Here is a 26,035-nt window from a genome sequence, read left to right as displayed (position 1 = left end):
TTGGCTAGGCGCGGTCCATGTCCCATGCTGGTTTGTTGGGGCTATTCGGCAACTGGCGGCACAATCCCGGCAAGGCGTTCGGATTGCTCGAAAAGCACGAAGAAGTCCTTCTCCGCCAATCCTTCTGCATATGCGGCTTCGTATTGCTGACGGATCATCGACGCCATGTACATCGGAATATGATCTGCGCGCGCAGCGTCGAGGATGAGATCGAAGTCTTTCATCATCTGCGCCACAGAGAAGGCAGGGTCGAAGTTGCGCTGGACCAGCAAATCCCGCTTGTAGGCGATCAGGGGCGAGGCAACCGCGCTCTCGCAAATGACATTGAGCATCGTATCGAGCGATAGATTGCCCTTGAGACCAAGTGTCAGGGCCTCCCCGAGAAGCGCTGACGTGGCACCCACCATCGCGTTGAGAACAAGTTTCAGATAGCGTGCCTCTTCCGCCTGGCCGACGTAGAAGCGGCGGGCGGAAAAGCACTCGAAGATCGGTTCGGCATTTTTGTATGCCTGTTCCGGTCCTGACGCCATGACGGAAAGCGTACCAGCGGACGCCGTCGCCGTGCTGCCTGAGACCGGTGCCCGCAGGTAAGCCACACCAAGTGCAGCCATGGCTTCGTTCACCTCGGCAGAGATCGCGGGTGAGACAGTGCTCATCTCGATCAATGTCTGGCCAGCTTTCATCACGCCGGCGAGCCCTCCGGCCCCAAAAATGAGATCACGCAATACGGCATCGTTGGGAATGGTGAGGATAACCACATCAGATACAGCGGCGAGGTCTTCCAGCGTGTGGGCGACGTCTGCACCCTCGGCGACGATTGTCGCCCGGTTTTCCGGCAGTGGCTCGTAGACGTGAAGCCGATAACCCGCATCCAGCACGCGGCGGCTCATGGGCGCCCCCATTTTGCCGATGCCAGCCCATCCGACCGAAACCTTTTCGTTCATGGTACCCTCCCGTCCGTGTCGTCACTCACTCATGGCGAGCCAGCGAACCGGCTCTCGTTCACGGAGCGCTCATGTTGAAGCTGCACGTCCGGCGCGCCGCGTCATGCTCTCCCGCCCATCACTATGGCGAACTGCCGATCGAAAGCTCGGCACAAAATATCCGTTTCGGATAAATCTTCGGCTGTGAGGCGTTGGGTAATCCATTAGCGTTGCCATCGGATCGTTCAGCGTTCCGTGGGAGGAAAAGCTGACAGAAACAAGAGGATGTTGCAGGCGTGCTTTACGGCACTTTGCAAGCGATTTCTGTTGCCTGAGGTCAGATCGAGGGTCGGAGGAGGATTCGTGATGCAGCAACGTTATCGGAATTTTCTGTTTTTCAAGCGTGAGCGCTGGCTGGACGAATGGTCGCGCCGCCTCATGGAAAGCCCTTGTGCGGTTCTCCCTGCGCGATAGCCAACAGAGGGCATCTGAACGCTCGGTGGTTTGATGACGATATTCATGGTTCGCGAGGTTGAGCCGGTTGTATGGGAAGGACAAGCAGGTGAAAGCAGTTCGTTATTATACGCGCAAAGATATTCGGGTCGAAGATGTGCCAGCGCCCTCTGGGCCGCTTTCAGATGATATGGTGCTCATCGAGCCATTGGTCTGCGGCATCTGCGGAACGGATCTGCACGAATACATCGCCGGACCGATTGTCACGCCAGCGACGCCCCATGTCTATTCTGGCGCGATCCTACCGCAAATCCTCGGACATGAGTTCTCGGCGCGCGTGATTGAGGTTGGCCGCAACGTGACCCATGTCACGCCGGGAACCCGAGTGTCCGTGCAGCCACTCATCTCGCCACGTGACGATTATTATGGACGCCGTGGGCTCTATCACCTGAGCGAAAAGATGGCCTGTGTCGGTCTCTCCTGGGACTGGGGTGGAATGGGCGAACTGGCTGTTGTCAATGGCTACAATGTTTTTCCGGTGCCCGACAGTGTGAGTGACGTTCAGGCTGCGATGATCGAACCGGCGGCTGTTGCCCTCTACGGGGTCGATCGCGGCGGGGTGGAAGCGGGAAGCACTGTTCTGGTGTCCGGTGTGGGCCCGATCGGTGCGCTCGTTCTGCTTGCCACCCGCGCGGCTGGTGCAACGACCATTTTCGTCTCCGAACTCAATGCCAATCGCCGGGCGCTGGCGAAGAAACTTGTGCCGGAGGCAATCGTCTTCGATCCACGCGAGACAGATACGACAGCCCTGTTCCGTCAGCATACGGAAGATGGGGTGGGTGTCGACGTCGCGCTCGAATGCGTCGGTGCGGAAGCCTCGCTTAATCTTTGTGCCGCAGCCGTCAGACGTCAGGGAACCGTCGTCCAGGTCGGACTGCACGTAAAACCCGCTGCTATCGACGCCATGCTGTGGGCACTGAAGGACATCACGGTCGAGGCGACATGGTGCTATCCGGTGACGATCTGGCCACGGATTGCGCAGATGATCGGCGCGGGCATTTTCCCGGTCGAGCAGATTGTCACCGCGCAGATTTCTCCGGAGGATGTAGTCGACAAGGGGTTCGAGGCGCTGCTCGATCCGAACGCCTCTCACATGAAGATCCTCGTCAACATGAAGGGGTGAACCCCGACGAGCCCTGTCTCAGACTGCTGACGACAAGAGTGTAACGCGGCGGCACGTTTGGCACTGATCACCAAAATGCGGCACCTGGCTGACCAGGCTGCTTGCAAGACCTGAAACGCCTGAATCAAAGAGGTTTCGTCATGCATTACATCGTTCATTGCCTTGATCACCCTGGCGGCGTCGAGAAACGGCTTTCCCATTATGATGCCCACAAAGCCTACCTTGCCGCTGGCAAGACGAAGACCATCATCTCAGGTCCGCTTCTTGCGGACGATGACGAGACGATGATCGGCTCGCTCTTCCTGTTCGAAGCTGAAACCAAGGAAGAGGTCGTCGCTTTCAACAAGGCCGATCCTTTCAGTGTTGCCGGTGTCTGGGCTTCTGTGAATATTCATCCGTTCAGCAAGCGGGTCGACAATCGATGAGCGCGGCAGAAAAACGTCCTGTCGGTGCTGCGATTGTGGGCCTTGGCTGGTGGGGCAAGAAGATGGCGTCCCTCGTCAACGCCGGTGGGGCAGAGATGCGTTTCGTCCATGGTGTTGACCCCAATATGGACGTGCAGGGTTTTGCCGCCGATCTTGGCATGCGGTTTTCCTCGGACCTTTCTGCGGCGCTTGCAGATCCACACGTCGAAGCCGTGATCCTGGCGACGCCGCACGCGCTGCATCAGGGGCAGATTGCGCAAGCTGTCGCCGCCGGAAAACATGTCTTTTGTGAAAAGCCTCTGGCCATGACCCGAAGGGAGGCCGAAGCCTCTGTTGCGCTCTGCCAGAACGCGGGCCTCGTCCTTGGCATGGGTCATGAGCGTCGGTTCGAACCACCGATTGCCGACATTCTCGAGGCGGCAACGTCCGGACGTCTCGGTCGCCTGTTGCAGATCGAGGCGAATTTCAGCCACGACAAGTTTCTGACGCTGGACCCTTCCAATTGGCGGCTGGATGCAGAACAGGCACCGGCAGGCGGTATGACGGCCACCGGCATCCATCTGACGGATCTGTCGGTAAAGCTGATGGGACCGCCTTCAGATGTGCGGGTCATCTGTGAAAACCTGGCCTCCCAGATTCCGCAAGGGGACACGATGAGCGCGCATGTCCGCTTCAAGGGCGGTGGATCTGCCTATGTATCGGCAACGCTTGCGACGCCCTTCATTTCCCGCTTTGCGATCTTCGGCACGCTTGGATGGATCGAAGTGCGGGACAAGGCGCATGTCGAATCGCCGGATGGCTGGATCGTCACAGAGGGATGGAAGGGGCAGCAGATCACCATTCGTGAGGTGGCTCCTGCCGAACCGGTTCGAGACAACCTGCGTGCCTTTGCCCGTGCGGTGCGCGGCCTGGACGCCTACCCGATCAGCGGCGAGGACATGATCAACAACATCGCCTTGCTGGAAGCCATTATCCGATCTGCCCGCACGGGCTTGGTCGAAACACTGTGACAGGAAGGTTGCTATGAAAGCCTTGGTATTCGAAGCACCGGACAAGCCCGTAATCGCGGATCTGGACATGCCGCAGATGTCTCCCAACGAGGTTCTGGTACGGACCCGTGCGGTCGGCATTTGCCACTCCGACTATGAGCTGCTCGCCGGCCGGTACATCATACCGATCTCCTATCCCGTGACACCAGGTCACGAGTGGAGTGGTGAAATCGTTGAGGTCGGCCGCAATGTGACTGGTTTCAAGATCGGCGACAGGGTGGTGGGCGAATGCGTGGTGCGCACCCCCGAGCGTCTCCACCATTTCGGCTTTTCCATGAACGGTGCCGATCGGGAATTCTTCAACGTCAATCCGGAATGGCTGCACAAGCTGCCCGACGCCGTCGATGACAAGAAGGCGGCTCTGATCGAGCCTTTCACTTGCGGTTTCTATGCCGTTCTGCGTTCCGGCGGCACCAATGCAAGCGAGACGGTGGTCGTTTCCGGCGGCGGCACGATTGGGCTCGTTTCGGCGGCAGCTGCCATCGGAATGGGTGCTCGCGTGATTGTCGTTGACCCCTTGGCATCCCGTCGGGAGGTGGCGCTCAAGCTTGGCGCAGATGCGGCACTCGACCCGAGCGATGGCGGTGCGGCCGATCGCATTCGCGAAATGACCGGCGGCCATGGCGCGGATCTGGTTGTCGAAGCCTCTGGCCATGACGCTTCGCTGGCTGCGGCGTTTGACTACGCGCGTGAAGACGGCCGTATGTCGATGGTTGGCATCAATATCGGGCGCAGCGTTCCCGTGGTCATCGGGCAGATCCAGATGAAGAACCTGACGGTCCGGGGTTGCATCGGGTCACCAGGCGTGTGGCCCGCAGCCATTCGGTTCCTTGAGCGTACCGGCATCGACCTGTCGCCGATCCAGACGCACGACTATGCGCTGACGGATGCCGTCCAGGCTTTCGGCTTTGGAAAAGACGCGACCAAGAGCATCAAGATTACTCTGTTGAATGTTTGAGATCATGGCGCCACCAAATCCTTCACCGAGGCTCACACCGCCTTTGCGCCAATCACATGGTTCCGTAACGGACATCAGGAAAGGGTGACAACATGACGACTGATCCGCGCAACCACGAGGCCGAAAGCGGCTACTTCTCCGAGGATGATTCCGCTGAGGTCGTCATCGCAAGGATCGCTAGCGACTCCGATCCGCGTCTGCGGGAGATCATGGATTCCGCCATCCGGCATCTGCATGCGTTCGTGAAGGAAGTGGAGCCGACACAGGAGGAATGGGGCAAGGCGATCACGTTCCTGACCGAGACCGGCCAGATATGCAACGACTGGCGACAGGAATACATCCTGCTATCGGATATATTGGGCGTCTCGATGCTCGTTGACGCCATCAACAACCGAAAACCATCGGGTGCGACAGAAACAACGGTCCTCGGTCCCTTCCACGTCGCTGATGCCCCGCGCTACGAGAGTGGCGCCAACATCTGCCTCGACGGCAAGGGCGAACCGCTTGTTGTGACGGGGCGCGTCACCGATACACAGGGCCAGCCCATCGCTGGTGCCATGCTTGACGTATGGCAGGCCAATGAAGACGGGTTCTATGATGTTCAGCAGAAGGGCGTTCAACCCGAGATGAACCTGCGCGGCATCTTCACGACCGATGCTGACGGCCGATACTGGTTCAAGTCGGTGCGTCCGAAATACTACCCGATCCCCGATGACGGTCCCGTTGGCAAATTGCTCGGCCAGATGGGTCGTCATCCCTACCGGCCTGCTCATATCCACTTTATTGTCGGTGCCGCTGGCTTCGAGCCGATCACAACGCATATTTTCACGCCGGATTGCCCCTATCTGCATTCCGATGCGGTCTTTGGTGTGAAGCAGGATCTTATCGCGGACTTCCACGCTGTCGACGATCCGGCAAGGGCGTCGGAGCTGGGTTTTTCCAACCCATTCCAGGCCGTTACCTGTGACTTCGTGCTGGTGACGCCACAGCAGAAACTGGAAGGTTAGGCATGCAGAATTTTGTCTATCGTAGTCAGCCCGCGCGTGTCGTCTTCGGACGTGGCACAATCGGAACTCTGGCGCAGGAGGCCGAGCGCTTGTCGGTCGATCGGGTACTGGTCCTGTCGACCCCCGAGCAGGCAGAGCAGGCTGAAGCCATAGCGACGGTTCTGGGGCAGCGCTTTGCGGGCCTTTACCCCAAGGCGCAGATGCACACGCCGGTGGACGTGACTGTCGATGCACTGAGTATGGTTGAGCACGTCGGCGCCAATGCCCTGCTCTCGTTTGGTGGCGGGTCCACGACCGGCCTTGGCAAGGCGATCGCCTTTCGCACCGATCTGCCACAGATCGTGGTGCCGACGACCTATGCCGGATCGGAGGCAACGCCTATTCTTGGTGAGACCGAGCATGGCCGAAAGGTTACAAAATCTGATCCGCGCATCCTGCCTGAGGTCATCGTCTACGATGTCGACCTTACCTTGACGCTGCCGGTTGCCATGTCCGTGACCAGTGGTCTGAACGCCGTGGCTCACGCGGTGGAAGCTCTCTATGCACGGGAAGGCAATCCCGTCATCTCACTGCTGGCCGAGCAGGGGATTTCGGCCTTTGCCCGTGCCCTTCCCATCATTGCCCGCCAGCCGGATGATCCGGATGCAAGGGCGGATGCGCTTTACGGCGCCTGGCTCTGCGGCCTGTGCCTGGGATCCGTCGGCATGGCGTTGCACCACAAGCTTTGCCATACGCTCGGCGGGATGTTCAATCTACCCCATGCGCCTATGCACACGGCACTTCTACCGCATGCCGTGGCCTACAACGCACCAGCCGCTCCCGAGGCTATGAGGCGTGTCGCGGGCGCGCTTGGTGCAAGTGATGCTGCGGGGGGGCTCTTTGATCTCGCGGAGAAGCTCGGCGCGTCCATGGCGCTGAAATCGATGGGCATGCCCGCCGATGGCATTGATCCTGCTGTCGAACAGGCGATGGCGAATGCCTATTGGAACCCACGGGAGCTTGAAGGGGAAGGACTTCGCCGCCTGCTGGCGAACGCCTATGAGGGCCGACGGCCGGGATGAGGAATGCAAAAGGATGGGAGGGAACGAGATGAAGACGTGGCTAAGCAAGTGTTTGCAAATCGTATCGAGCTGGATGCGTGAGTTGGGATCGGCCCATGTCGTGGACGACGGTCTGGGCGGTCCGGAAGAGGCCGCCAAGAGACAGGTCCATAAACCCGCGCTTGCACCGCGGCGGATGCATTAGCGGTCTGAATACCGCGTTTGCGGCAACGCCGTCTCCGCGCGATCGCACCATAGAGACTTGAGGAGGTAAGCCATGATCAAGCATATCGTCATGTGGAACGTCAGCGGGGATACGCCAGAGCAGAAGCGTCATGCCGCCATCATGATCAAAACCAAGTTCGAAAGCCTGATCGGACAGATACCGGGCTTGAAAACCATTGAAGTGGGGCTGGACATCAGCCGCATACCATACGCTTGCGACGTGGTTCTCTACTCGGAATTCGAAGATGAGGCGGCGCTCCGGTGCTACGCGGAGCATCCTGCCCACGCCAAGGTGCGCGCTGATCTTGAAGGTATTCGCATTGCCCGCCATCAGGTGGACTACGTCTGCTAGAGCGTTTTAATTTAACAAGGAAACGCTCTAGCGTCAGTGTCGCCCGCGTTGCAAAGACTTGCACATTGAACCATCCGCTGAGTGGCGACCGGAAACTGTTTCGATTTTGAAGGGGCAATCGTTGCCCGCACAGATATTCAAGGAGACCGTCGCGTGACATCCAGTTCCAGCAAAAAACCGAGAATTGCCTTCCTTGGAACCGGCGCCCAAGGTGCATCAATCGGTGCAGACTTCGTCCTCGCCGGGCACGATGTGACCTTTATCGAGCAGTGGCCCGACCACGTAAATGCCATCCGGGCAGACGGGATTACCGTTCATCTGCCGACCCGCACGATCAATGCCAAGGTTGCCGCACTGCATCTGTGCGAGGTGGCCGAGGTGAAGGAGCCATTCGATCTGGTTTTCCTGGTGGTCAAGGCCTACGATACCAAATGGGCGACACAGCTGATCGAGCCGGTTCTGGCAAAGGATGGCCTGGTTATCGGTCTTCAGAACGGCATGACCCATGAAGACATCGCAGCGATTGTCGGCCGCGAACGCACCATCGGTGCCGTTATCGAAATCGCCTCCAATATGTTCGTGCCGGGTGTGACCAATCGGCAGAACGATCACGATACCTCATGGTTCGCTCTGGGTGCACTTGATCCAGATGTCCAGAAGAGGGTGGAGCCAGTGGCCGAACTCCTGCGCTGTACGGGCAGGGTCGAGGTCACCGATGACATTCGCTCTGCCAAATGGATGAAGCTCGTCGTCAATGCCGCCGAACTCATTCCTTCCGCGATCGTCAACCTACCGCTTGGTGATGCCGCACGCAGTCCAGGAATGCTCGACGTGATGCGGGCTGCGGGCTACGAGGCCATGCAGGCTGCCATCGCCGATGGTGCCAGGATCGTACCGATCATCGGCATGCCGCCGGTGACCACCAATCATCCGGAACGCTATGTCGACCAGATATTCGAGGAGGTGCTCACTGTCTTCTCACAGGCCGATACACTCACCACCTCGCTTCAGGACTGGCGGAAGGGCCGGCGGGCCGAGATTCAGGAAGTGAACGGCTGGGTCATCGACACGCTGAAGGCCCATGGACTTGCAGCCCCGATCAACCAGCGTGTGGTGGAACTGGCCTATGAAATCGAAGCGCGTGCGCGAGACGCGGGGCCGCAAAATGCTGAGTTGCTGATCGAAACCTACCACTCCATGGGACGGGCACCCTGAATGCGGGTCGTCCAATATTCTCAATAGAACACACTTATCCAAAGCGGATATTTTCGTGGTTTTCGCAGTCTTCAAAATGCATAATGTCATTGATGAGGAGTTCGGAGGAGTAAGTTTCCTGAAGTGATTTGATGGTCAGCCCGTGTATACTCACCAGCCGGTGGGGCTAGCGGCAGACGCAATGACAAATTCTTGGAGGAGCAAGAATTTGGGCAATCCGTAATTCATTTTGATTTTGACAGTTCTGACCGTTCAACGGTTCGGAGGCATTCAGGTTGTTGCCAAAGCTTGAGGCTTTAGCTGTCGCGTCGTTCGGATATGTCTTTCTGACTCCTTCATTTTAAACGAACCTTGATCGTCTCGAGAGGAGGGCACGATGATGGAAAACTTTAAGCAGGCGTCGTGTCTCACCGAATATGCGAAACGGGCGCAGGTTGCGGTTCTTTACGTTCTCAATGGCGCCTTAGCCGACGTATCGCACCGAGATGGTTTGTCACGCTGTTCAACTTTATTTTCGAGCTACTGTCCCGACCCCGACTTTCGATCAAAACCCTTGGCAAGCAATGGTCGCGTCTGCCGTGCGTCCGCAGGCTTGCCGAAAGGAGCTCCCTGGTGAGTGCCATCTCCACGACCCCGACGCGTTCGAGCAACTACGGCGCGGGCCAATTTCAACTGGCGCGTAGCTTCGTGACGGTTGTCCTTTCGATTGCACTGCTTCTGATCGCCTCTCTAATCTTTGCGCCGTCTAGCGTTTCGTGGGGCGCTCTGTCGGGCAGTCTTCCTTTTGCAGCCATCATTGCAATTGTCGGCCTCGGCCAGTTGCTTGTCGTCCAGCAGGGTGGGTTCGACCTTTCGCTTCCTGGAGCCGTGTCTCTTGCGGTTGTGGTGTCGACGCATTTTCCAAATCAGAATGATGCGGTCCTGTATCAGGCGGTGCTGCTGGCGCTGGCATTCAACCTTTCGATCGGGGTCCTCAACGGCATCCTGATCAGCGTTTTCCGTATGAATGCGATCATTGCAACGATCGGCACCAATGCGCTTCTCTACGCAGCGGTTTTTGCGATGTCTGGCGGGGTTCCTTCTGTCACGACCGATCTCCTGGCCACGATCGCTGGAGGCGAAACCTTTGGTCTGCCCAATGCGATCTATTTTGCTCTTGGCGCGACGGCTCTGGTGTCTTTCATGCTGAAAAAGACCGTCGGTGGTCGCCGGTTCGAGGCGATCGGCGCCAGCCCGGCGGCCGGAGAGGCGGCAGGCCTGCGTGTCCGGTCGCACCAGATGATGGCCTATGTCTATGCGCAGCTGTTCTATTGCCTGGCAGGTATCCTGATTGCCGGTATTACCCGCGAGCCTACCGCCTTTCAGGGCGACAGTTTGCTGTTGCCGTCCGTCGCTGTCGTCGTGCTGGGTGGCACCTCGCTGCTGGGTGGACGCGGTTTTCCGATCTCGACAGTGCTTGCCGCCCTGTTTCTGAATCAGCTGAGCCAATTCGCGCTGTCGGTCGGTGTACCCTATTCCGCCCAAACGATTATCCAGGCCCTGGCGCTGGGTTTTGGCATCGCCGTTTACTCGCTCAACTGGAGCAGAAACGTCAAAAAAACGACCTAACAATAACAAGTGGAGGAGCAGACATGAATTATGCAGATTTGACCAAGGTCATGGCGCTATCGGTGGCGACTGCGTTTGTCGCACTGGGAGGTGCGAGCGTGGCCAAGGCAGAAATGCCGTCCTGGTGCGGACCCAAGAAGGCGACGCTCGCTCTTCTCGACGGCTATGGTGGCAACAGCTGGCGTCAGGTGACGACGGCATCCGGCAAGCAGACCGTTGAGCTCTGCCCCAGCATCACAAAGTACGAATATGCCGACGGCCAAGGTGATACACAAAAGGCAATCTCTGACATCAAGGGCATGGCAGCCAAGGGCATCGATGCACTCGTCGTTTTCGGTGATGCAGGTCCCGCCATGCTCCCGGCGATCACCAGTGTGTTCAAGGCGGGGAAGATCATCGTGCCGTATCGGGTCGCGGTGGGCGGCAAGGAGGGCATGAATTACTCCAAGTTCATCGGGTCCTCCTTCGAGAACGACGGTGTGACCTGGGGTAACTGGATCAAGAGCGTCTTGCCAAAGGGTGGCAATCTCCTGTTTCTCAGCGGTCCGGCCGGCAACAGCCAGGGCATCGACGAGTTGAAGGGCCTGAAGAGCGTGCTTGGTCCGGAATATGTCTTCGTCAATCAGGCACCCTTCGCCGTGACCAACTGGGACCCGGCTCTTACGCAGAAGGTGCTGACGGCCGAGATCGCTAAAAACGACAAGATCGATGTGATTGTCTCCGACTTCGGCCCATCACTTGTCGGCGCGCTCCCAGCCTTTACCAAGCAGGGCAAGTCGATCCCGGCGCTGGCAACCTCCGATGGCAATTCGCTCAGCTGCTTCTGGGAAGACAACCACGCCGCCAATCCTGACTTCAAGCTGTTCACCGTTGCCACCGGCAACGACAATGTTCGCCTGGCGGTCCAATGGGCTGTGGCGTTAGCAACCGGCGGCGAACTGCCGAAGGAAGAGATTTTCAAGGCGCCTGCCTATGAGGATTCTGTCTCTGGCAAGCCGAATGGCGTTCAGTGCCGCAAGGATTTGCCAGGGGCTATTTACATGTCTTCCGAGCTTAAGCCCGAGGACCAGGCGAAGGTTGTCGGCAAGTAACCGCAACTCATGAATCAATGACCCCGGAGGACTGACACTCCGGGGTTCAGCAATCAAGGTGGATCGCAGACAATGTTGGCACGAAACGGTCAAGAGATCGCGCCGGACACCCGGGACGTGGTGATCCGTCTGGCAGGTATCTCGAAATATTTCTCTGTCGTTGCGGCTCTGGTCGATATCAGTGCGGAATTTCGCGTTGGCGAAGTGCACGCCATCCTTGGCGAGAATGGTGCCGGAAAATCGACCTTGATGAACATCATTTCCGGCACGTTACAGCCGACAGGTGGCGAAATTATTCTTGGTGGACATCCTGTCCAGCAGATGACGCCAGAAATTGCCAAGTCTCATGGTATCGGCATCTGCTTCCAGCATCCGGCAATCGTGGATGACCTATCGATCCTGGAAAACCTACGTGTCGCGCTGCCTGCATCCGTGTTTTCTGCGGCGAAACCCGAGACGATTGGTCGACGCGTGCTCGACAAAGTCGGGCTGCACGTTCCCCTTGGCATGCGCGCAGACGGCCTGACCGTTGCCCAGAAACATCTACTCGAAATTGCCAAGGCGCTTGCGCTTGATCCGAAGGTGCTGATCCTGGACGAACCGACGGCCTCGCTCGACCAGGACTCGACAGACATGCTGTTTGCCCGGATCCGCGAGGTGGCAGCCGCGGGTACCTCTGTCATTTATATCACCCACCGTCTGGCCGAACTGCGCCAGATTGCCGATCGCGTGACCGTGCTTCGGGATGGTCGTGTGCGCGGCACCGCTTTGATCGGCGAGATCAGCGATACCGATCTTGTTGGCATGATTGTCGGGCGTACTCTGGAATCTGCCTTCCCGCCAAAAGCCTCGTCAATCGGGTCGGAGACCTGCTTTTCCGTAAGTGGTCTCTCCAACAAAGATCTGAAAAACGTCAGTTTCGACGTGCCAAGGGGACAGATTGTCGGGATCGCCGGCGTTGCGGGCAATGGCCAGCCTGAACTCATGCGTGTGCTTGCCGGTCTACAGCCCGTGAAGGGTCAGATTGTCTTGCGTGGACGCGAGTTGACGCAGCCTGAGCTCCTGCATGAAGCCGCTTTCATGCCGTCAGACCGCCATACCGAGGGTGTCGCAGGTAGCCTTACCGTGCGCGAGAATGCCACCTTTTCGGCACTTGAAAAGTTCGCCGTCGCGGGCATCATGAGCCGGAAGAAGGAATTCCACCAGGTCGGTGCGATCTTCAGCGAGCTGGCAGTCAAGACGCCGGGAATGGAGGCGCCGATTTTTGCCCTGTCAGGGGGAAACCAGCAGAAGGTTGTCATGGCTCGTGCACTTCTGTCCGAGCCAGGGCTTATCATCGCGGACGAGCCGACCCAGGGCGTGGATGTTGGTGCCCGGTTCGAAATCTATCGCATTCTGCGGGAAGTCTCCGAAGCGGGAACACCGGTCGTCGTCAACTCTTCCGATGCTGTTGAACTCGAAGGCCTGTGCGACAAGGTGGTCGTGCTGTCGCGCGGACAGGTGGTCGAAATCCTGGCCGGTGACGACGTCACCGAAGAGCGCATCGTTGCTGCCGCCGTCAAGTCTGAAACCCACGGCGACAGCAGTTCGACGGTTACTCATACGAATACTGGCAGCCGGTGGCGTGATTTGCTGCGGTCCGACAATGCTCCAGCCGTACCTCTTGCTATCGTGACCTTGCTGCTTGGACTTTACGTCTACGGCCAGAACGAGAACTTCCTGTCCGTCTATAATATTTACAACATCCTGCTTCTTGCCACTGCCCTCGGCTTCATTGCCATGGGCCAGACGGTGGCGCTCTTGATGGGCGGTATCGATCTTTCCGTTGGCCCCCTTACCGGTTTTCTGGTCGTGGTCGCGTCCTTCTTCATCACAGATGACAGTTCTTCTGCAATGATGCTGGTCGGCTTCCTGCTGATGTTCGCCAGCGCCTTTGTCACCGGCGCGATCAACGGCATGCTGATCCGTTTTGCCAACTTCACGCCGATTGCGGCGACACTTGCGATGTATATCGCGATCCAGGGCTGCAGCTTTCTGCTGCGGGACAATCCAGGCGGCTACATCAGTGCGACGGTCACAGACTGGGTCAACTGGCAATGGGGACCGCTCCCTGTTGCCTTCCTCGTTCTGGTTGCCGCTGCACTGGCGGCAGAAGCCGTGTTGCGCCGGACGCGGGCTGGCTGGCGCCTGCGCGCTGTCGGATCTAATGAGCATTCAGCCCGTCGCGCTGGCATTCCTGTCGAAATGACCTTCATCGCTGGATACATTGCCTGCTCGCTGCTGACTGGCTTGGGTGCAATCATGCTGATGACCCAGATTGGGGTGGGCGATCCCCGCCAGGGTGTGAACTACACGCTTGCCAGCATCACTGCGGTCGTTGTGGGGGGCACCAGCCTTTCGGGCGGGCGTGGAACGTTCATCGGAACCCTGCTCGGTGCCGTTCTCTTGACCGAGGTGCTGAACGCCGTGACATTCCTGGGCCTGACCCAGACCTATCAATATCTCTTCCAAGGCATGCTGGTCGTTGTCGCCGCGCTCATTTATGCCGGGGTGGGCAAACGGAGTGCACGCTGATGTCCGTAAATTTCCATTTGATTGTCGCTTTTTCAATCAGCCCAACGACTCAAGAATGAACGTCGATTTGTGATGGTTTTTTGCCGGGATGCTGGCCACAGGTTGCGCTCTGGGGCTGATTTCCTTGTCGTACCAGTCGAATACGCCCGGTCGGCGGGGGTGTCGATCCGGGCTATGGATAAGCATGGGGTGGGACACGGTCACTCTTTACTAGAAGATCGAGGAGAGCTCGATCGTGTTGGGTAAAACCCGCGCCGGTCTTTACGGAAGACGGACGATTTCGATCCAATTTGCACCGTTGCCAACGTCGTAACGCCCGACACCTTGCAGTGAGCCATCTTCCTGACCGATACTGTAGACAGAGATCTTTTCAGATTTCTCCCCCGCCGCGATCAGGAACCGGCCCGTTGGATCAATGCGAATACCGCGCGGCTGTTTTTCTGTTGCAATGGAGCCAAGCCGGGTCAGCGCGCCCGTATCTGCGGCTACGGCAAAGATCGCAATCGTGCTTGTCGACCGCTCTGACGCGTATAGGAACTTTCCATCAGGCGTGATGTCTATATCGGCAGCCCAAATCTTTGGCTGAAGAGCAACCGCAGGCGCGGGAGTTTGGATTGCTGTCGCGGGCGCGTTGAACGCAGGTGGTGCAGGAGGCGCGACACCTTTCTCAAGGCCGGCATCGGCTGTCAAAACCGGGACCGTCTCTTTCTCGGTCAGAGTTCCCGTGGCGGCGTCTAGTGCAAAGTGAATGACCTCGCCGCTGAGCTCCGTAACGACATAAACCGACTTGTTGTCGGGCGAGACACGAATATGACGTGGTCCCTGTCCCGCTTTCGTTGCGACGCTGGCAGGCTTGTTGGGTTCAAGCATTCCCGTTTCGTCATTCAGAACATACTGCAGAATCACGTCGGAGCCGAGGTTGGAAGCGAATACGTATTTTCCCGTCTTGTCACTCACGATGGAGTGGGCGTTTCTGCCCGTCAGTATGACCTGCTTGACGCCTTCCTTGACAAGGCCACCTGCGCCTATCGGCAAGGACGCAATCTTGTTTCCGCCATAGGACGCGAAGAACAGCAGCCGACCACGTTTTTCTACCGAAACGTAGGGCATACTGTCCGGCAGTGCCGCGACGGCTTTTTCCGTCAGCGCACCTGTATCTTGGTTGATGTCATATGACACGACGCGGTAGGGCTGTGACCGAACGACAGCATAAAGATGATGAGCGTCGCCGCTGACGGCCAAAGGCATGACAGAAAAGCCAGCCTTCACCTTATCGGCTGGCGTCAAGGCTCCCGTTTTTTCATCCATGCTGTAGGTGTTGATGTCTCCGTCTGTTGCAGCGGAGACATAGACCATTGTTTTAGCCAGAGCTGCCGTCGCAGTCGCAAAAAGGCTACTCGCAACCATGATGGAGGTTGCCGCGAAAAATGTGATCTTTCTCATTACATCAACTCTCCATTTTTGTTTATCGGCTTCATACGCAGCTTCTTGTCAACACACGGCAACGTTGTCTGGCAGCCGGTGACAGGCCAAGGCGTCGTCCCGACAAAACCGGAGTCCGGCACGTCCTCGGTCAGACTTCCTAGACGTCAGAGCGTGCAGAGTTTCTGCACCAACAGTGTCCCGATTGAGTTTTCAGAAAATTCGCTCCTGAGGCCAATGATGCATGAATTACCAAATACGGAACACGCTTTTCAAATCGAGGTCAGGCAGACTCCATTGATGCCGCAGATCGAACGGGACCTTGCCCGTTTGACTGAAGCCTAGGAATTGTAGGCATCGAGGGCCTGAAGCAAGGCGGCGGTGTAACCATAACAATAGGCAAAAGCGACGCCTTGTGGATCACGCCCGGAAATGGTGGGAACATGGTCGGGCATGATCATGTATCTGTAGCCCACTTCCTTGTAGACTTTCAGCGATCGGGCCATGTCCATGTCGCCTTCATCCGGGAAGGTTTCCATGAATGAAAGTTTTTTGCCGCGAATGTTACGGAAGTGTAGATTGAAGATCTTGTTCCGGCTGCCAAACCAGCGAATAACGTCTTCGATCTCTTCACGGGGATTATCAAGCATTTCGCCGACAGTTCCCTGACAAAAATTCAGGCCGTGATAAGCGCTTTCACGCATCATGACGAATTTCTTGAGGCCATCCACGGTTCCAAGAACGCGTGTCACCCCCTTGTAACCGGGCGGCGTATAGGGATCGTGTGGATGGCAGGCAAGGCGGATGCGGTTCGCTTCGGCGACAGGTACGACCCGTTCAAGAAAATAGTCGATCCGCTCCCAGTTTTCATCTTCCGAGAGAATGCCTGCCTGACCGGGCGCTGCATCCTGATCAGTCTTGTCCCAGCGGAAGGATGCATTCCGTGAACCGCCTCGTCCAAGCTCATCGGGGGTGCGGGGAATGCCGATGAGATTGAGATTGTATTTAGCGGCAGGAATACCCGCTTCGGCAAGGTTTTCAATCAATTTGCAGATGGCATCGATCTGGCGATCACGGTTTGGACCCGCCAGCAAAATGTCTGGATAGGTGGCGGTCTCAATCGGGCTTGAAGGCAAGGGGAGCTGGATCATATCCAGTGTCAGACCAAAGCTTTCAACTTTCTCGCGCAAGCGTTTGAGATCGTCAAGGCTCCAGCTGTCCATCGGGCCATCTGGGTCCGCGCAGATATTGTTAATGCCAAGCTGTGACCATACCCGATAATCGTCATCGTCACGGGCTGCCAATTGCGTGCCAACATACATGTCATTTCTCCTGATTGCCTTGAAAGAGATAATACCTCTTAGAGCGATTGTCGAGTTGCAATAATTCTAAATATTCAAGACTCCCCCAAAAGTAGTATAAAACATATTTTTACAACTAGATTGCTATTTATAGTCGATACCCAAAGTGATTTGATGATGATAATTAACTATCTGAAAATTATCGTTTATACAAAAATATCTAATATTACCTTGAGTTTAAATAATGATTATTGATTGCTTTTTAATTGCATTCTCTTTCGGAGATTTCATTGGTTTGATTTCCAAAAAGCCCCCTTCTCTCTCTTTCTCGGCGTAAACACGGCTTGCGCCGCGAGCAATATTAAGGTTCACTAGGGGCAGAGGATAAGGCTCTCAGCCTAAGACATCATACTAGATGCGTGCCAGTGGCGATAATTAGACGTAATCATCGTATGACTTGTCTGGCGCTGAAGCGACAATTTTGGAGAGGAAACCTATGACCGTAATTTGTTCCAATCGTGTTTTTGCCGCAACGCTTTCTCTTGCGCTTGCCACGGCCACGGCCACGGCCACGACAGCCATCGCAGCTACCCCGAACGATCAACTCGTTATTGGTACGTCGCTTGCCCAGGTGCTCTCGCTTGATCCGCAGCAAGCCACTGAAGTCAAGACGCAGGAAATATTGGCGAACACCTATGACCGCCTTGTTTTCGCTGACCAGAAGGACGGTAACAAAATCAAGCCGCAGCTGGCAGAAAGCTGGCAGGTTGATGATAAGGGTATTACCTTCAAGCTCAAAGATGCGACATTTTCATCCGGAAACCCGGTAACCTCCAAGGACGTCGTGTTCTCCATCGTCCGGCTTTTGAAGCTCGATCAATCTGCGGCGACCAATTACAAGACGGCCGGATACACTGCTGCCAATATTGAAAGTCTTGTGTCCGCTCCCGATGACAAGACATTTCGGATCGAATTGACCGACAAGGTCATCCCGGAAGCGCTCCTCTATCGTCTTGCGATGGGTGTTTCATCGGTTGTGGACAGCGTTGAGGTCGAAAAGCACGTCAACAACAACGATTACGGCAATGAATGGCTTCGAACCAAGACCGCAGGTTCAGGTCCTTACGTGTTGCGCCGCTGGACACCCAATGACATTGTCCTTCTGGAGGCCAATGATGAATATCGCGACGGCAAACCCACCATGCGCCGCATTGTCATGCGCCATGTGCCGGAAAGTCAGGCTGCCCGTCTGATGCTCGAGCGCGGCGATATCGATATTGCCAGTGCCCTGACCGCTGCAGACGTCAAGACGTTCGAAACGAACACGAGCTTTGTCATCGATAAGGTCAAGACCGGTGGTTATTACGTTCTGGCAATGAATGCAGGCACTGAGCCATTCTCCAAGCCCGGTGTCCGGGAAGCGATTGCTTACGGCATCGATTACAAAGGCATAGCGAATACGATTCTGGGGTCATACGGTCGTGTCCGAAACGTTCCGGTCCCGGAAGACTGGGCAGGTGCCATTGCCAACCCCGACTGGTCTTTCCAGCCTGAAAAGGCCAAGAAGCTCCTGGCAGATGCCGGCTATCCGGATGGCTTCACCGTGACGCTTAAAACAATTTCGCAGACACCGCGTGTGGATATGGCAACGGCCATTCAGGCCAACCTCGCCGACATCGGTATCAAGGTGAACATCCAGCAGGGGAATGGCGCCGATATTGTCGCGGCACACCGCGCGCGCAATTTCGATCTGCTGATTCCGCAAACGGGCTCGTTCATGCCGACTGCACTTGGTTCGCTGGATAACTTCGCATCCAATCCCAACAATTCCAAGGAAGCCAACAACGCAGGCAACTTCGTCTGGCGCTCTGCCTGGGACATTCCAGAGCTCAATGCCCTTCGTGAGCAGGCAAACAGCGAAAGGGATGATGCCAAGCGGATGGAACTCATCAAACAGATCCAGGAAAAATTCATCGCGTTGAAGCCTGCCGTCTTGCCGATGTTTGAACGCTTCGAGCCCATCGTTCTGAGCAGTCGGCTGAAGGGCTACAGCGGCCACCCCTGGTCTTTGACACGCATCGAAGGCGTAACAAAATCCGACGCTCCATAATCAGGCCGCTGCGCACATGAAAGAGTTTACGCTCATAGAGCTTGCCAAACGGGTCGGACATCTGCTGATAAGCCTGTTCGTACTTCTGATCGTTACCTTCGTGATTGGTCGTATTTTGCCGACCGACCCCGTCGGTGCGATCGTCGGCGAACTGGCCGATCCCGCAGCCTATCAGGCCATGCGGGAACGGCTGGGTCTGGACCTGCCGCTTTATCATCAGTTCTGGTTGTACATAACCTCTCTTCTTCAGGGAGACCTCGGGACCGCGATCCTGACAGGCAATCCCGTAACCGAGGACCTTAAGAACGCGTTTCCTGCCACTTTGGAACTCGCGACATTAGCGGTTATCATATCGACGCTGCTTGGCGTTCCCCTCGGCATGACCGCTGCTTTCTTTCGCGATAGCTGGTTTGACAAGTTCACACGGGTGATCTCACTGGTTGGTCATTCCATTCCGGTGTTCTGGTTCGGCATCGTGGGCCTTGTGATCTTTTATGCAGGGCTCCAGTGGGCTGGCAGTCCAGGGCGCGTGGACGTTTATCTGGAAGGGCTTGTTGAGCCCAAAACCGGATTGCTTCTGATCGACAGCCTGATGGCAGGCGATACGGAGGTGTTCTGGAATGCAGTTCACCATATTATTCTTCCTGCTTGTATCCTGGCCTACTCTGCCATGGCCTACATCACCCGCATGACACGTAGCTTCACATTGGAGCAATTGAACCAGGACTATGTGGTCGCCGCACGCGCCAAGGGTGCGTCGAGCATGCGCATCGTGTCGCGCCACCTCCTGCCAAATATTGCCGTACAGCTTATCACGGTGCTCGCAATCTCCTATGGCGGCTTGCTCGAAGGCGCAGTGGTTACGGAGATCGTGTTTTCATGGCCCGGCATCGGTCAATACATGACCAATGCATTGATGACGGGTGATATGAACGCTGTCTTGGCCGGCACGCTTATCATTGGACTGATCTTCATGATGCTGAACTTCCTTTCCGATCTGGCCTATCTGATTTTCGATCCCCGCACGCGAGAGGCCACGACATGAACACCAATCAAAGCCTGGCCGCCCCTCGCCAGACCTCGGGCGCTTCCAGTCGCGCTGTGGCAAGTCTCAAGAGCTTCTTCAAAAAGCTGGCGGATGAACCCTTGGGCATGTTCGGTTTTATCGTGCTTCTGCTTCTGGTCATCGTTGCAATTCTTGCCCCATGGATAGCACCCTACAGTGCGACCTCGCAAAATTTGTCTCAGGCACTGCAACCTCCAAGCCTTTCGCACTGGGCGGGAACCGATGAATTCGGACGCGACATTCTGTCTCGACTGATCTACGGTACGCGCATCACCATCCAGACAGTCCTTGCCGTCTCGCTGATCGTCGGTCCGATTGGACTTTTCATCGGGATCGTGGCCGGCTTCGCGGGTGGACGCATCGATGCTTTCCTGATGCGGGCAACAGACATCGTCCTCAGCTTTCCCTCGCTGATCCTTGCTCTTGCATTCGCGGCAGCACTCGGAGCCGGGCTCAACACCGCGATCATCGCGATTTCGCTGACAGGATGGCCACCGATCGCACGATTGGCGCGCGCAGAAACGCTCGTTGTGCGCAACACGGACTATGTGGCCGCAGCCCGACTGTACGGTGCATCCAGCACCAGACTGCTTCTGCTCTACATCGCGCCGATGTGCATTCCTTCGGTGGTCGTACGGCTGACGCTCAGCATGGCTGGCGTCATTCTGACGGCTGCAGCGCTGGGGTTCCTTGGCCTGGGTGCGCAACCACCGGATCCGGAGTGGGGCGCAATGATTTCCAACGGGCGCAAATTCATGCTCGATAACTGGTGGGTCGCCGTTATGCCGGGTATCGCCATTCTCGTCACCAGCCTCGCGTTCAATCTTGTCGGCGATACGCTTCGCGATATTCTGGATCCACGCCATGCCCGATAACGAAAACATTCTTAAAGTTCAGGATTTGTCCGTCCGCTTTGGGAAAGCCGCGATTCCGGCCGTTCGGAACGTGAGCTTCGATCTGGGAGCAGAGCGTGTGGGTATCGTTGGGGAATCCGGCTCTGGCAAATCCACCCTCGGCCGTGCGATCATGCGGCTCTTACCGCCCTCGGCAAGGGTCGAAGCTTCAACACTCGATTTCGAAGCCTCGCCTTTGCTCTCCCGGAGCGAAAAAGCAATGCGAGGCCTTCGCGGCAATCGCATTGCGTTGATCATGCAGGACCCCCGATATTCCCTCAACCCGGTGTTGAGGGTTGGCAAACAGGTGGCCGAAGCGGCTCTTCTTCACCAGAAGATCGGCAAAAAACGTGCCTTCGAGCTCGCAGCCGAGATGCTCGGAAAAGTGCGTATTGCCGATGTTGAACGAACCATGGATCTTTATCCGCACCAGATTTCGGGTGGTATGGGCCAGAGGGTGATGATTGCGATGATGTTGCTCGCCAAGCCGCGCCTCGTCATTGCCGATGAGCCGACGTCAGCTCTGGATGTCAGTGTCAGAGGCGATGTCCTGCGACTTCTCGACCAGCTGGTTCGAGAGAACAACTCTGCCCTTCTCCTGATCAGTCACGACATTCGCATGGTGGCATCCTTTTGCGAGAGAATCCTCGTCATGTATCAAGGGCAGGTGATTGAAACGCTGCAAAGCCTTGATGAGGCAAAGCATCCCTACACGCGAGGTCTGATCGCCGCCATGCCGGATCCCAGGCGCCCTGTTGACCGTTTACAGGTTCTGGACCGGAAAACAATCAATGCGGTGGGGAGCCTATGATGATTGAGGTCAAAGATCTGTCCGTCTCGTTCGGTCAGGGCGATTCGCGCAAACAGGTCGTGAAATCGGTGTCCTTCTCGGTCAAAAAGGGCGAGACTCTGGGTATTATCGGGGAATCGGGTTGTGGCAAATCCACCGTCCTGCGCTCGCTCGCAGGGCTGGACCGGCATTGGCAGGGAACGATATCCCTTGCGGGAACGAACGTTGATCGCGAACGAAGCAAGGAACAGTTACTGCTGGCGCAGATGGTGTTTCAGGATCCTTACGGCTCCATCCATCCCCGCCACCGAATTGAACGCGTACTCGCAGAGCCAATTCGCGCAATGAACAAAGGGCGCGGCTTTGACCGCGTCGCGAGTTCGCTCGAACAGGTCGGATTACCGACCAGCTTCGCCGATCGCTTTCCTCATCAATTATCGGGCGGACAGCGGCAACGCGTGGCAATCGCCCGTGCACTGATGCTGGAACCGGAGATCCTGCTTCTGGACGAGCCCACGTCGGCACTCGATGTTTCCGTTCAAGCCGAGGTGCTCAATCTTCTCTGCGATTTGAGAGACGAGAGAGCGCTTACCTATGTGCTGGTGAGCCATGATCTCTCGGTCATCGCGCATATGTGCGATCGCGTTCTGGTGATGAAGGACGGTACCTTTGTCGACGAATTGACCCGATCCGATTTGCACCAGGGCATTACGAACGTCCCCTACTCGAAGATGCTTTTCGAGGAATCCATCGGCGGGTGAGGCGACCGGTGCGATGGCCCAATCGCGCTGCGTCTGGTCGCTCGTCTGCGCCAGGCGCACCGCTTTCCTGTCCAATTCCTGGGTGAAATTCCTATGCTTCGGAATGCCTGCTTCCTGTCGACCCAACAAACCTGCGCACTTTACCGATGCACTGTATTTTCGACATGATGACTGCCTGGCTTGAGTGGTGTTTCGGTTTCACGCGATCGTAAAACCAAGACGATCAAGACCGCGTTGAACTTCTGGCGCGGTCATGAACAGTCTCCAAAGCAGGCCTGTCCGGTAATTTTCCATCATAGCGACGATTGGCCCCTGGTCGATTGCGAGATGAGTATCGGCAATCCACCCCGAGCCGGGCGAGAACGCGTCAACGAGCCCGTAGCGCCCCATGAGTTTACCGTCTGCGAACGTCAGGAAAGCCGTTGCGGCACGAGACACTTCCTCTGGAAGAAATGGGAAGCTCGACAGCGCAGCGGTTGGCGATATCACGTCATCGTCGTCCGTAGGCGAGTGGACCCGGTAACCTCGAGGACTATCGCTTGCCGTCATTCCCCACAGGTTTTGGTCCGGGTACTTATCGCAGCCATATCGATAGTGGATCTGCGTATGCGCCTTGATCTGGGTCCAGTAGTCGCAATAGGTATCGCTCAGACCTCTAGGGTCCAGCGCGCAGAAAGAGTATTGAGACAAAAACAGAGGTCCGCCATACGGTTCTCCCAAAGGAAGCACGATGTCGAAATAGGCGTCTCCATTTCTCATCTCGCCTGAGCGCGCCCAGCCAGCGTGATAATTGACGGGGTCTATGGCATGCTGCTCAGCGCCTGCTCCAAGCACATAGCAGATCAGCGCTTCATTCCAGCCAGTGATCGGAATGTTGCGGCTCCACCTGTGTTTCTGACTCCAGTGCCACCACATAGGACCGCCGCCGCCGCGCGTGTACCACGTCCATTCCACGCCTTTGATCAATGCATTGGCTTTTTCTCGGAACCGTGTTTCTTCCAGCGTCGGGCCGGAGAAATATTGGCGAGCACAGATCAGGCCTTGCAGCAGCAGACCCGTTTCGACCAAATCACCACCGTCATCCTTGGAACCAAAAGGAATGACTTCGCTCGTTTCCGCATGCAGAAAATGAGAAAAGGCGCCGTGAAACCTCTGAGCCCTGTGCAAAGATTCCGTGATCGTGTTGGCGCGTTCCAACGCTTGGCTGCGCGTAATCCAGCCTCGCTCACTGCCAACCAGAACGGAAAGTAGCGCAAAGCCCGTCCCGGACACCGAGGCGATCTCGTTGATGACGGCTCCGTCGGAACGGATGCGATCTCTGGCCAATCCAGATGTGGGGTGACTTCCAAGCCAGAAATATTCGAAAGTACGAAATTGAATTGTATCAATATCTTTTGAAATGAGGTGACTGGACGCGGGGCCAGTGTCTGTCGGTGGCATAAAGCGTTCGGCTCCTTTTAAGAACACGCTGCGTATGTGCATATAGGATCGGTATCACCTTTCCACACCCTCTCATCGGATTATTGTCCAATATCCGCCGTCATCGATCAGAACATATATGTCTGCCAATTGAAGGGGGCTTCCATGGACGGTCTTGTGGTTTTGACGCGGCCATTTTCAGTTTCCGGGTGGACGTGATGCCGCAGATGCCCATGTTGGGCCGTTCGTCGTCATAGCTGCATAAACACTGTGTCGTGAATTTTTGCGGCTTTCCCCACCGGATGGGGCTTAGGGTGATGCCCTGGGTTGGCAGCCCATTCCATCGGCTTGCCGCTGACCTTTTCCGACCCATAAACCTTCGGACGTTTGCGCTGAATTAGGCTCCGATCATTTGCGTCGTCCCCGTCCGGCGAAGCAACGCGCCCGCGCGCAATAATGTTACTGATAAACCACCCTCTCGCATTGTCGCCGGGTTGACTTTGACATAATGGTCCAACCTCAAAGCGTAGAGCTACTAGGCGATTATCTTGACGGGCGGCGGTTGTCCGTTTCGTCTCAAAGGAGTGTTCATTTGCCCGAATTCGAACAGACTTTATCCGCAGGCACCTTGATTTTCATAGCAATTGGCGCGGTGGCACTTTTATTGCTGCTCATCATCCAATTTCGTGTTCATGCCTTTGTTGCGCTGATCCTTATCAGTTTTTTGACGGCGCTCGTCACGGGCATTCCAACCGCAAATATTATGAGCACGCTGACCACCGCATTTGGTTCCACCCTTGGCGGCGTCGCACTTCTTGTCGGTCTTGGCGCGATGCTTGGGAGACTTTTGGAGGTGTCCGGTGGTGCGCAGGCACTGGCCGATGATCTGATCAAACGTTTTGGAGAAAAACGCGCGCCCATGGCCTTGGGAATTGCATCCCTGTTCTTCGGCTTCCCGATCTTTTTCGACGCAGGCCTCGTCGTCATGCTTCCCGTGATGTTCACTGTCGCGCGGCGTCTCGGTGGCAGCCTGCTGCTCTACGGAATACCGGTGGCAACTGCGTTTTCCTGCATGCACGTTTTCGTACCGCCGCATCCGGGCCCGGTTGCAGCATCCGAACTGCTGGGTGCTGATGTCGGCCTGTTGATCATAATCGGTCTTATTGTCGCAATCCCAACCTGGATCATTGCTGGCCATTTCTTCGGTGACTGGATTGGTAAACGTATCTTCTTGCCGGTGCCGGAAAACGTTTCGGAAGCAAATTCGGTTGAAGACGGAGTGTCCTTGCCGAGCCCCGGTTTGGTTATCTCTCTTCTGCTTCTACCACTGATTCTCATCTTCATGAATACGGGCCTGGATTTTGCGCGCGCCCAGGAATGGGTGAGCAAGGATGCGGGCTGGTTCCAGCTGCTGCGCGCTATCGGCTCGACACCGATTGCACTTCTCATATCCGTTTTGGTTGCTGCCGTTGTGCTCGGTCCCATGCGGGGTCGAGACCCGCTGAAGATCGAACGCATCGTCGATTCCGCGCTTGGCCCGGTTTGCTCGGTCATCTTGATAACTGGCGCAGGTGGTATGTTTGGTGGTGTTCTTCGTGCCTCTGGTATAGGCAACGCGCTATCGAGCGCTTTGGCCGATATCGGCATGCCCGTTTTTGTGGCGGGATTCCTGATTGCGACGGCGCTGCGTGTTGCACAGGGTTCTGCAACAGTCGCCCTCATTGCTGCTGCTGGTCTGATCCAACCCGCAGTCCAGGCAGCGGGTTATCAAGGTGTCGAGCTTGCGGCCATCGTGATAGCGGTTGCATCGGGTTCGGTCATGTTATCCCACGTGAACGATTCTGGCTTCTGGCTCGTTGGCCGGTTCTTCAATATGGACATCAAAACAACGTTCAAGACCTGGACTGTGATGCAGACAATGGTCGGTCTCCTGGGCTTTGCGCTTTCGGGATTAATCTTCTCCTTGGCCTGAACGATGTAAAATTGTCCACGTTTTTTTGAAGTCGGCGACCACCATTCTGATGCTCTGTCAGGCTGGTGGTCGTCGACATACCGGAATGATTCTGATCCGGTTGGAAAACGGAACACGTCCACCCTTGCGCGTCAGGGTTATCCTATGACGAATTTTTTGATCACTCTGCCTGACGAGGTCATATATCGCTGCCAGAGC

Annotated in this window: 22 protein-coding genes and 1 pseudogene; 18 read left to right on the top strand and 5 right to left on the bottom strand. The window is 56.5% G+C overall.

The window, feature by feature from the left end:
- Window positions 1-41: 41 nt before the first annotated feature.
- Window positions 42-944: an NAD(P)-dependent oxidoreductase gene (locus EKM04_RS20780; protein WP_183893193.1), complete on the bottom strand. Its 903-nt coding sequence runs from the start codon at window positions 942-944 to the stop codon at window positions 42-44.
- A 541-nt stretch (window positions 945-1,485) separates the two neighbouring features.
- Between EKM04_RS20780 and EKM04_RS20775 the strand changes: the two genes are divergently transcribed.
- The 12 genes from EKM04_RS20775 (at window position 1,486) to EKM04_RS20720 (ending at window position 14,103) form a co-directional block, all read left to right on the top strand.
- Window positions 1,486-2,559 (top strand): 2,3-butanediol dehydrogenase, encoded by a 1,074-nt coding sequence (locus tag EKM04_RS20775; RefSeq protein WP_183893191.1) that lies wholly within the window; start codon window positions 1,486-1,488, stop codon window positions 2,557-2,559.
- Between the two features lie 140 nt (window positions 2,560-2,699).
- The gene (locus EKM04_RS20770; RefSeq protein ID WP_183893189.1) at window positions 2,700-2,984 is read left to right on the top strand and encodes a YciI family protein; all 285 of its coding nucleotides are present in this window, start codon (window positions 2,700-2,702) and stop codon (window positions 2,982-2,984) included.
- Complete coding sequence (locus EKM04_RS20765; protein WP_183893187.1) at window positions 2,981-3,994, top strand: Gfo/Idh/MocA family protein; 1,014 nt, start codon at window positions 2,981-2,983, stop codon at window positions 3,992-3,994. The genes EKM04_RS20770 and EKM04_RS20765 overlap by 4 nt, the downstream gene beginning before the upstream one ends.
- Window positions 3,995-4,007: 13 nt before the next feature.
- Window positions 4,008-4,991, top strand: a complete 984-nt coding sequence (locus tag EKM04_RS20760) for a zinc-dependent alcohol dehydrogenase (RefSeq protein ID WP_174155253.1) — start codon at window positions 4,008-4,010, stop codon at window positions 4,989-4,991.
- 92 nt (window positions 4,992-5,083) lie between these two features.
- Window positions 5,084-5,998, top strand: coding sequence for an intradiol ring-cleavage dioxygenase (locus EKM04_RS20755; protein ID WP_183893185.1), 915 nt, complete (start codon window positions 5,084-5,086; stop codon window positions 5,996-5,998).
- Window positions 5,999-6,000: 2 nt separating this feature from the next.
- On the top strand, window positions 6,001-7,059 hold the full coding sequence (locus EKM04_RS20750) for a maleylacetate reductase (protein ID WP_183893183.1): 1,059 nt from the start codon (window positions 6,001-6,003) through the stop codon (window positions 7,057-7,059).
- A 28-nt stretch (window positions 7,060-7,087) separates the two neighbouring features.
- Window positions 7,088-7,243, top strand: coding sequence for a hypothetical protein (locus EKM04_RS20745; RefSeq protein WP_183893181.1), 156 nt, complete (start codon window positions 7,088-7,090; stop codon window positions 7,241-7,243).
- A 72-nt stretch (window positions 7,244-7,315) separates the two neighbouring features.
- The gene (locus tag EKM04_RS20740) at window positions 7,316-7,615 is read left to right on the top strand and encodes a Dabb family protein (protein WP_174155261.1); all 300 of its coding nucleotides are present in this window, start codon (window positions 7,316-7,318) and stop codon (window positions 7,613-7,615) included.
- Between the two features lie 153 nt (window positions 7,616-7,768).
- Window positions 7,769-8,830 carry a ketopantoate reductase family protein gene (locus tag EKM04_RS20735; protein WP_174155262.1) on the top strand — a complete coding sequence of 354 codons (1,062 nt, stop codon included), beginning with the start codon at window positions 7,769-7,771 and terminating at the stop codon, window positions 8,828-8,830.
- 612 nt (window positions 8,831-9,442) lie between these two features.
- The gene (locus tag EKM04_RS20730; RefSeq protein WP_210290000.1) at window positions 9,443-10,438 is read left to right on the top strand and encodes an ABC transporter permease; all 996 of its coding nucleotides are present in this window, start codon (window positions 9,443-9,445) and stop codon (window positions 10,436-10,438) included.
- Between the two features lie 23 nt (window positions 10,439-10,461).
- A complete protein-coding gene (locus EKM04_RS20725) occupies window positions 10,462-11,529 on the top strand; it encodes a substrate-binding domain-containing protein (RefSeq protein WP_183893179.1) in 1,068 nt (355 codons plus the stop codon).
- A 72-nt stretch (window positions 11,530-11,601) separates the two neighbouring features.
- Window positions 11,602-14,103 (top strand): ATP-binding cassette domain-containing protein, encoded by a 2,502-nt coding sequence (locus EKM04_RS20720; RefSeq protein WP_183893177.1) that lies wholly within the window; start codon window positions 11,602-11,604, stop codon window positions 14,101-14,103.
- A gap of 261 nt (window positions 14,104-14,364) precedes the next feature.
- Here the strand turns inward: EKM04_RS20720 and EKM04_RS20715 are convergent, their stop codons facing one another.
- Both EKM04_RS20715 and EKM04_RS20710 read right to left on the bottom strand, forming a co-directional pair.
- Window positions 14,365-15,546 (bottom strand): lactonase family protein, encoded by a 1,182-nt coding sequence (locus tag EKM04_RS20715; RefSeq protein WP_183893175.1) that lies wholly within the window; start codon window positions 15,544-15,546, stop codon window positions 14,365-14,367.
- A gap of 320 nt (window positions 15,547-15,866) precedes the next feature.
- On the bottom strand, window positions 15,867-16,847 hold the full coding sequence (locus EKM04_RS20710) for a mannonate dehydratase (RefSeq protein WP_183893173.1): 981 nt from the start codon (window positions 16,845-16,847) through the stop codon (window positions 15,867-15,869).
- Window positions 16,848-17,322: 475 nt separating this feature from the next.
- Here EKM04_RS20710 and EKM04_RS20705 point away from each other — a divergent pair, with 475 nt between their 5' ends.
- Genes EKM04_RS20705 through EKM04_RS20685 form a run of 5 tightly spaced genes read left to right on the top strand, consistent with a single transcriptional unit; the run spans window position 17,323 to window position 22,446 of the window.
- On the top strand, window positions 17,323-18,936 hold the full coding sequence (locus EKM04_RS20705; RefSeq protein ID WP_183893171.1) for an ABC transporter substrate-binding protein: 1,614 nt from the start codon (window positions 17,323-17,325) through the stop codon (window positions 18,934-18,936).
- A gap of 16 nt (window positions 18,937-18,952) precedes the next feature.
- A complete protein-coding gene (locus EKM04_RS20700; RefSeq protein WP_174155268.1) occupies window positions 18,953-19,981 on the top strand; it encodes an ABC transporter permease in 1,029 nt (342 codons plus the stop codon).
- Window positions 19,978-20,877, top strand: a complete 900-nt coding sequence (locus EKM04_RS20695; protein ID WP_183893169.1) for an ABC transporter permease — start codon at window positions 19,978-19,980, stop codon at window positions 20,875-20,877. Before EKM04_RS20700 ends, EKM04_RS20695 begins: the two co-directional genes overlap by 4 nt.
- On the top strand, window positions 20,867-21,706 hold the full coding sequence (locus EKM04_RS20690) for an ABC transporter ATP-binding protein (RefSeq protein WP_183893167.1): 840 nt from the start codon (window positions 20,867-20,869) through the stop codon (window positions 21,704-21,706). Before EKM04_RS20695 ends, EKM04_RS20690 begins: the two co-directional genes overlap by 11 nt.
- Window positions 21,706-22,446 (top strand): ABC transporter ATP-binding protein, encoded by a 741-nt coding sequence (locus tag EKM04_RS20685; RefSeq protein WP_183893165.1) that lies wholly within the window; start codon window positions 21,706-21,708, stop codon window positions 22,444-22,446. Before EKM04_RS20690 ends, EKM04_RS20685 begins: the two co-directional genes overlap by 1 nt.
- Window positions 22,447-22,644: 198 nt before the next feature.
- Here EKM04_RS20685 and EKM04_RS20680 read toward each other — a convergent pair whose 3' ends face one another.
- Both EKM04_RS20680 and EKM04_RS20675 read right to left on the bottom strand, forming a co-directional pair.
- On the bottom strand, window positions 22,645-23,886 hold the full coding sequence (locus EKM04_RS20680; protein ID WP_183893163.1) for a glucoamylase family protein: 1,242 nt from the start codon (window positions 23,884-23,886) through the stop codon (window positions 22,645-22,647).
- A 166-nt stretch (window positions 23,887-24,052) separates the two neighbouring features.
- Window positions 24,053-24,236 (bottom strand): annotated as a pseudogene (locus EKM04_RS20675) (IS3 family transposase); the annotation flags it as partial.
- Window positions 24,237-24,457: 221 nt separating this feature from the next.
- Here EKM04_RS20675 and EKM04_RS20670 point away from each other — a divergent pair.
- A complete protein-coding gene (locus EKM04_RS20670) occupies window positions 24,458-25,837 on the top strand; it encodes a GntP family permease (protein WP_202049535.1) in 1,380 nt (459 codons plus the stop codon).
- Window positions 25,838-26,035: the final 198 nt, after the last annotated feature.

This window comes from Rhizobium skierniewicense Ch11 (assembly GCF_023757665.1).
Classification (GTDB): Bacteria; Pseudomonadota; Alphaproteobacteria; order Rhizobiales; family Rhizobiaceae; genus Agrobacterium; species Agrobacterium skierniewicense.
The sequence above is the reverse complement of the archived record's forward strand: the minus strand, read 5'-3'. Positions and strand labels throughout refer to the sequence as shown.

What these genes read in the sequence shown, in the direction of transcription:
- EKM04_RS20715 (WP_183893175.1), bottom strand. Translation starts at nt 15,546, where the DNA reads ATGAGAAAGATCACATTTTTCGCGGCAACCTCCATCATGGTTGCGAGT.
- EKM04_RS20690 (WP_183893167.1), top strand. Translation starts at nt 20,867, where the DNA reads ATGCCCGATAACGAAAACATTCTTAAAGTTCAGGATTTGTCCGTCCGC.
- EKM04_RS20755 (WP_183893185.1), top strand. Translation starts at nt 5,084, where the DNA reads ATGACGACTGATCCGCGCAACCACGAGGCCGAAAGCGGCTACTTCTCC.
- EKM04_RS20770 (WP_183893189.1), top strand. Translation starts at nt 2,700, where the DNA reads ATGCATTACATCGTTCATTGCCTTGATCACCCTGGCGGCGTCGAGAAA.
- EKM04_RS20760 (WP_174155253.1), top strand. Translation starts at nt 4,008, where the DNA reads ATGAAAGCCTTGGTATTCGAAGCACCGGACAAGCCCGTAATCGCGGAT.
- EKM04_RS20705 (WP_183893171.1), top strand. Translation starts at nt 17,323, where the DNA reads ATGACCGTAATTTGTTCCAATCGTGTTTTTGCCGCAACGCTTTCTCTT.
- EKM04_RS20685 (WP_183893165.1), top strand. Translation starts at nt 21,706, where the DNA reads ATGATTGAGGTCAAAGATCTGTCCGTCTCGTTCGGTCAGGGCGATTCG.
- EKM04_RS20765 (WP_183893187.1), top strand. Translation starts at nt 2,981, where the DNA reads ATGAGCGCGGCAGAAAAACGTCCTGTCGGTGCTGCGATTGTGGGCCTT.
- EKM04_RS20740 (WP_174155261.1), top strand. Translation starts at nt 7,316, where the DNA reads ATGATCAAGCATATCGTCATGTGGAACGTCAGCGGGGATACGCCAGAG.
- EKM04_RS20720 (WP_183893177.1), top strand. Translation starts at nt 11,602, where the DNA reads ATGTTGGCACGAAACGGTCAAGAGATCGCGCCGGACACCCGGGACGTG.
- EKM04_RS20700 (WP_174155268.1), top strand. Translation starts at nt 18,953, where the DNA reads ATGAAAGAGTTTACGCTCATAGAGCTTGCCAAACGGGTCGGACATCTG.
- EKM04_RS20725 (WP_183893179.1), top strand. Translation starts at nt 10,462, where the DNA reads ATGAATTATGCAGATTTGACCAAGGTCATGGCGCTATCGGTGGCGACT.
- EKM04_RS20750 (WP_183893183.1), top strand. Translation starts at nt 6,001, where the DNA reads ATGCAGAATTTTGTCTATCGTAGTCAGCCCGCGCGTGTCGTCTTCGGA.
- EKM04_RS20695 (WP_183893169.1), top strand. Translation starts at nt 19,978, where the DNA reads ATGAACACCAATCAAAGCCTGGCCGCCCCTCGCCAGACCTCGGGCGCT.
- EKM04_RS20745 (WP_183893181.1), top strand. Translation starts at nt 7,088, where the DNA reads ATGAAGACGTGGCTAAGCAAGTGTTTGCAAATCGTATCGAGCTGGATG.
- EKM04_RS20710 (WP_183893173.1), bottom strand. Translation starts at nt 16,847, where the DNA reads ATGTATGTTGGCACGCAATTGGCAGCCCGTGACGATGACGATTATCGG.
- EKM04_RS20780 (WP_183893193.1), bottom strand. Translation starts at nt 944, where the DNA reads ATGAACGAAAAGGTTTCGGTCGGATGGGCTGGCATCGGCAAAATGGGG.
- EKM04_RS20680 (WP_183893163.1), bottom strand. Translation starts at nt 23,886, where the DNA reads ATGCCACCGACAGACACTGGCCCCGCGTCCAGTCACCTCATTTCAAAA.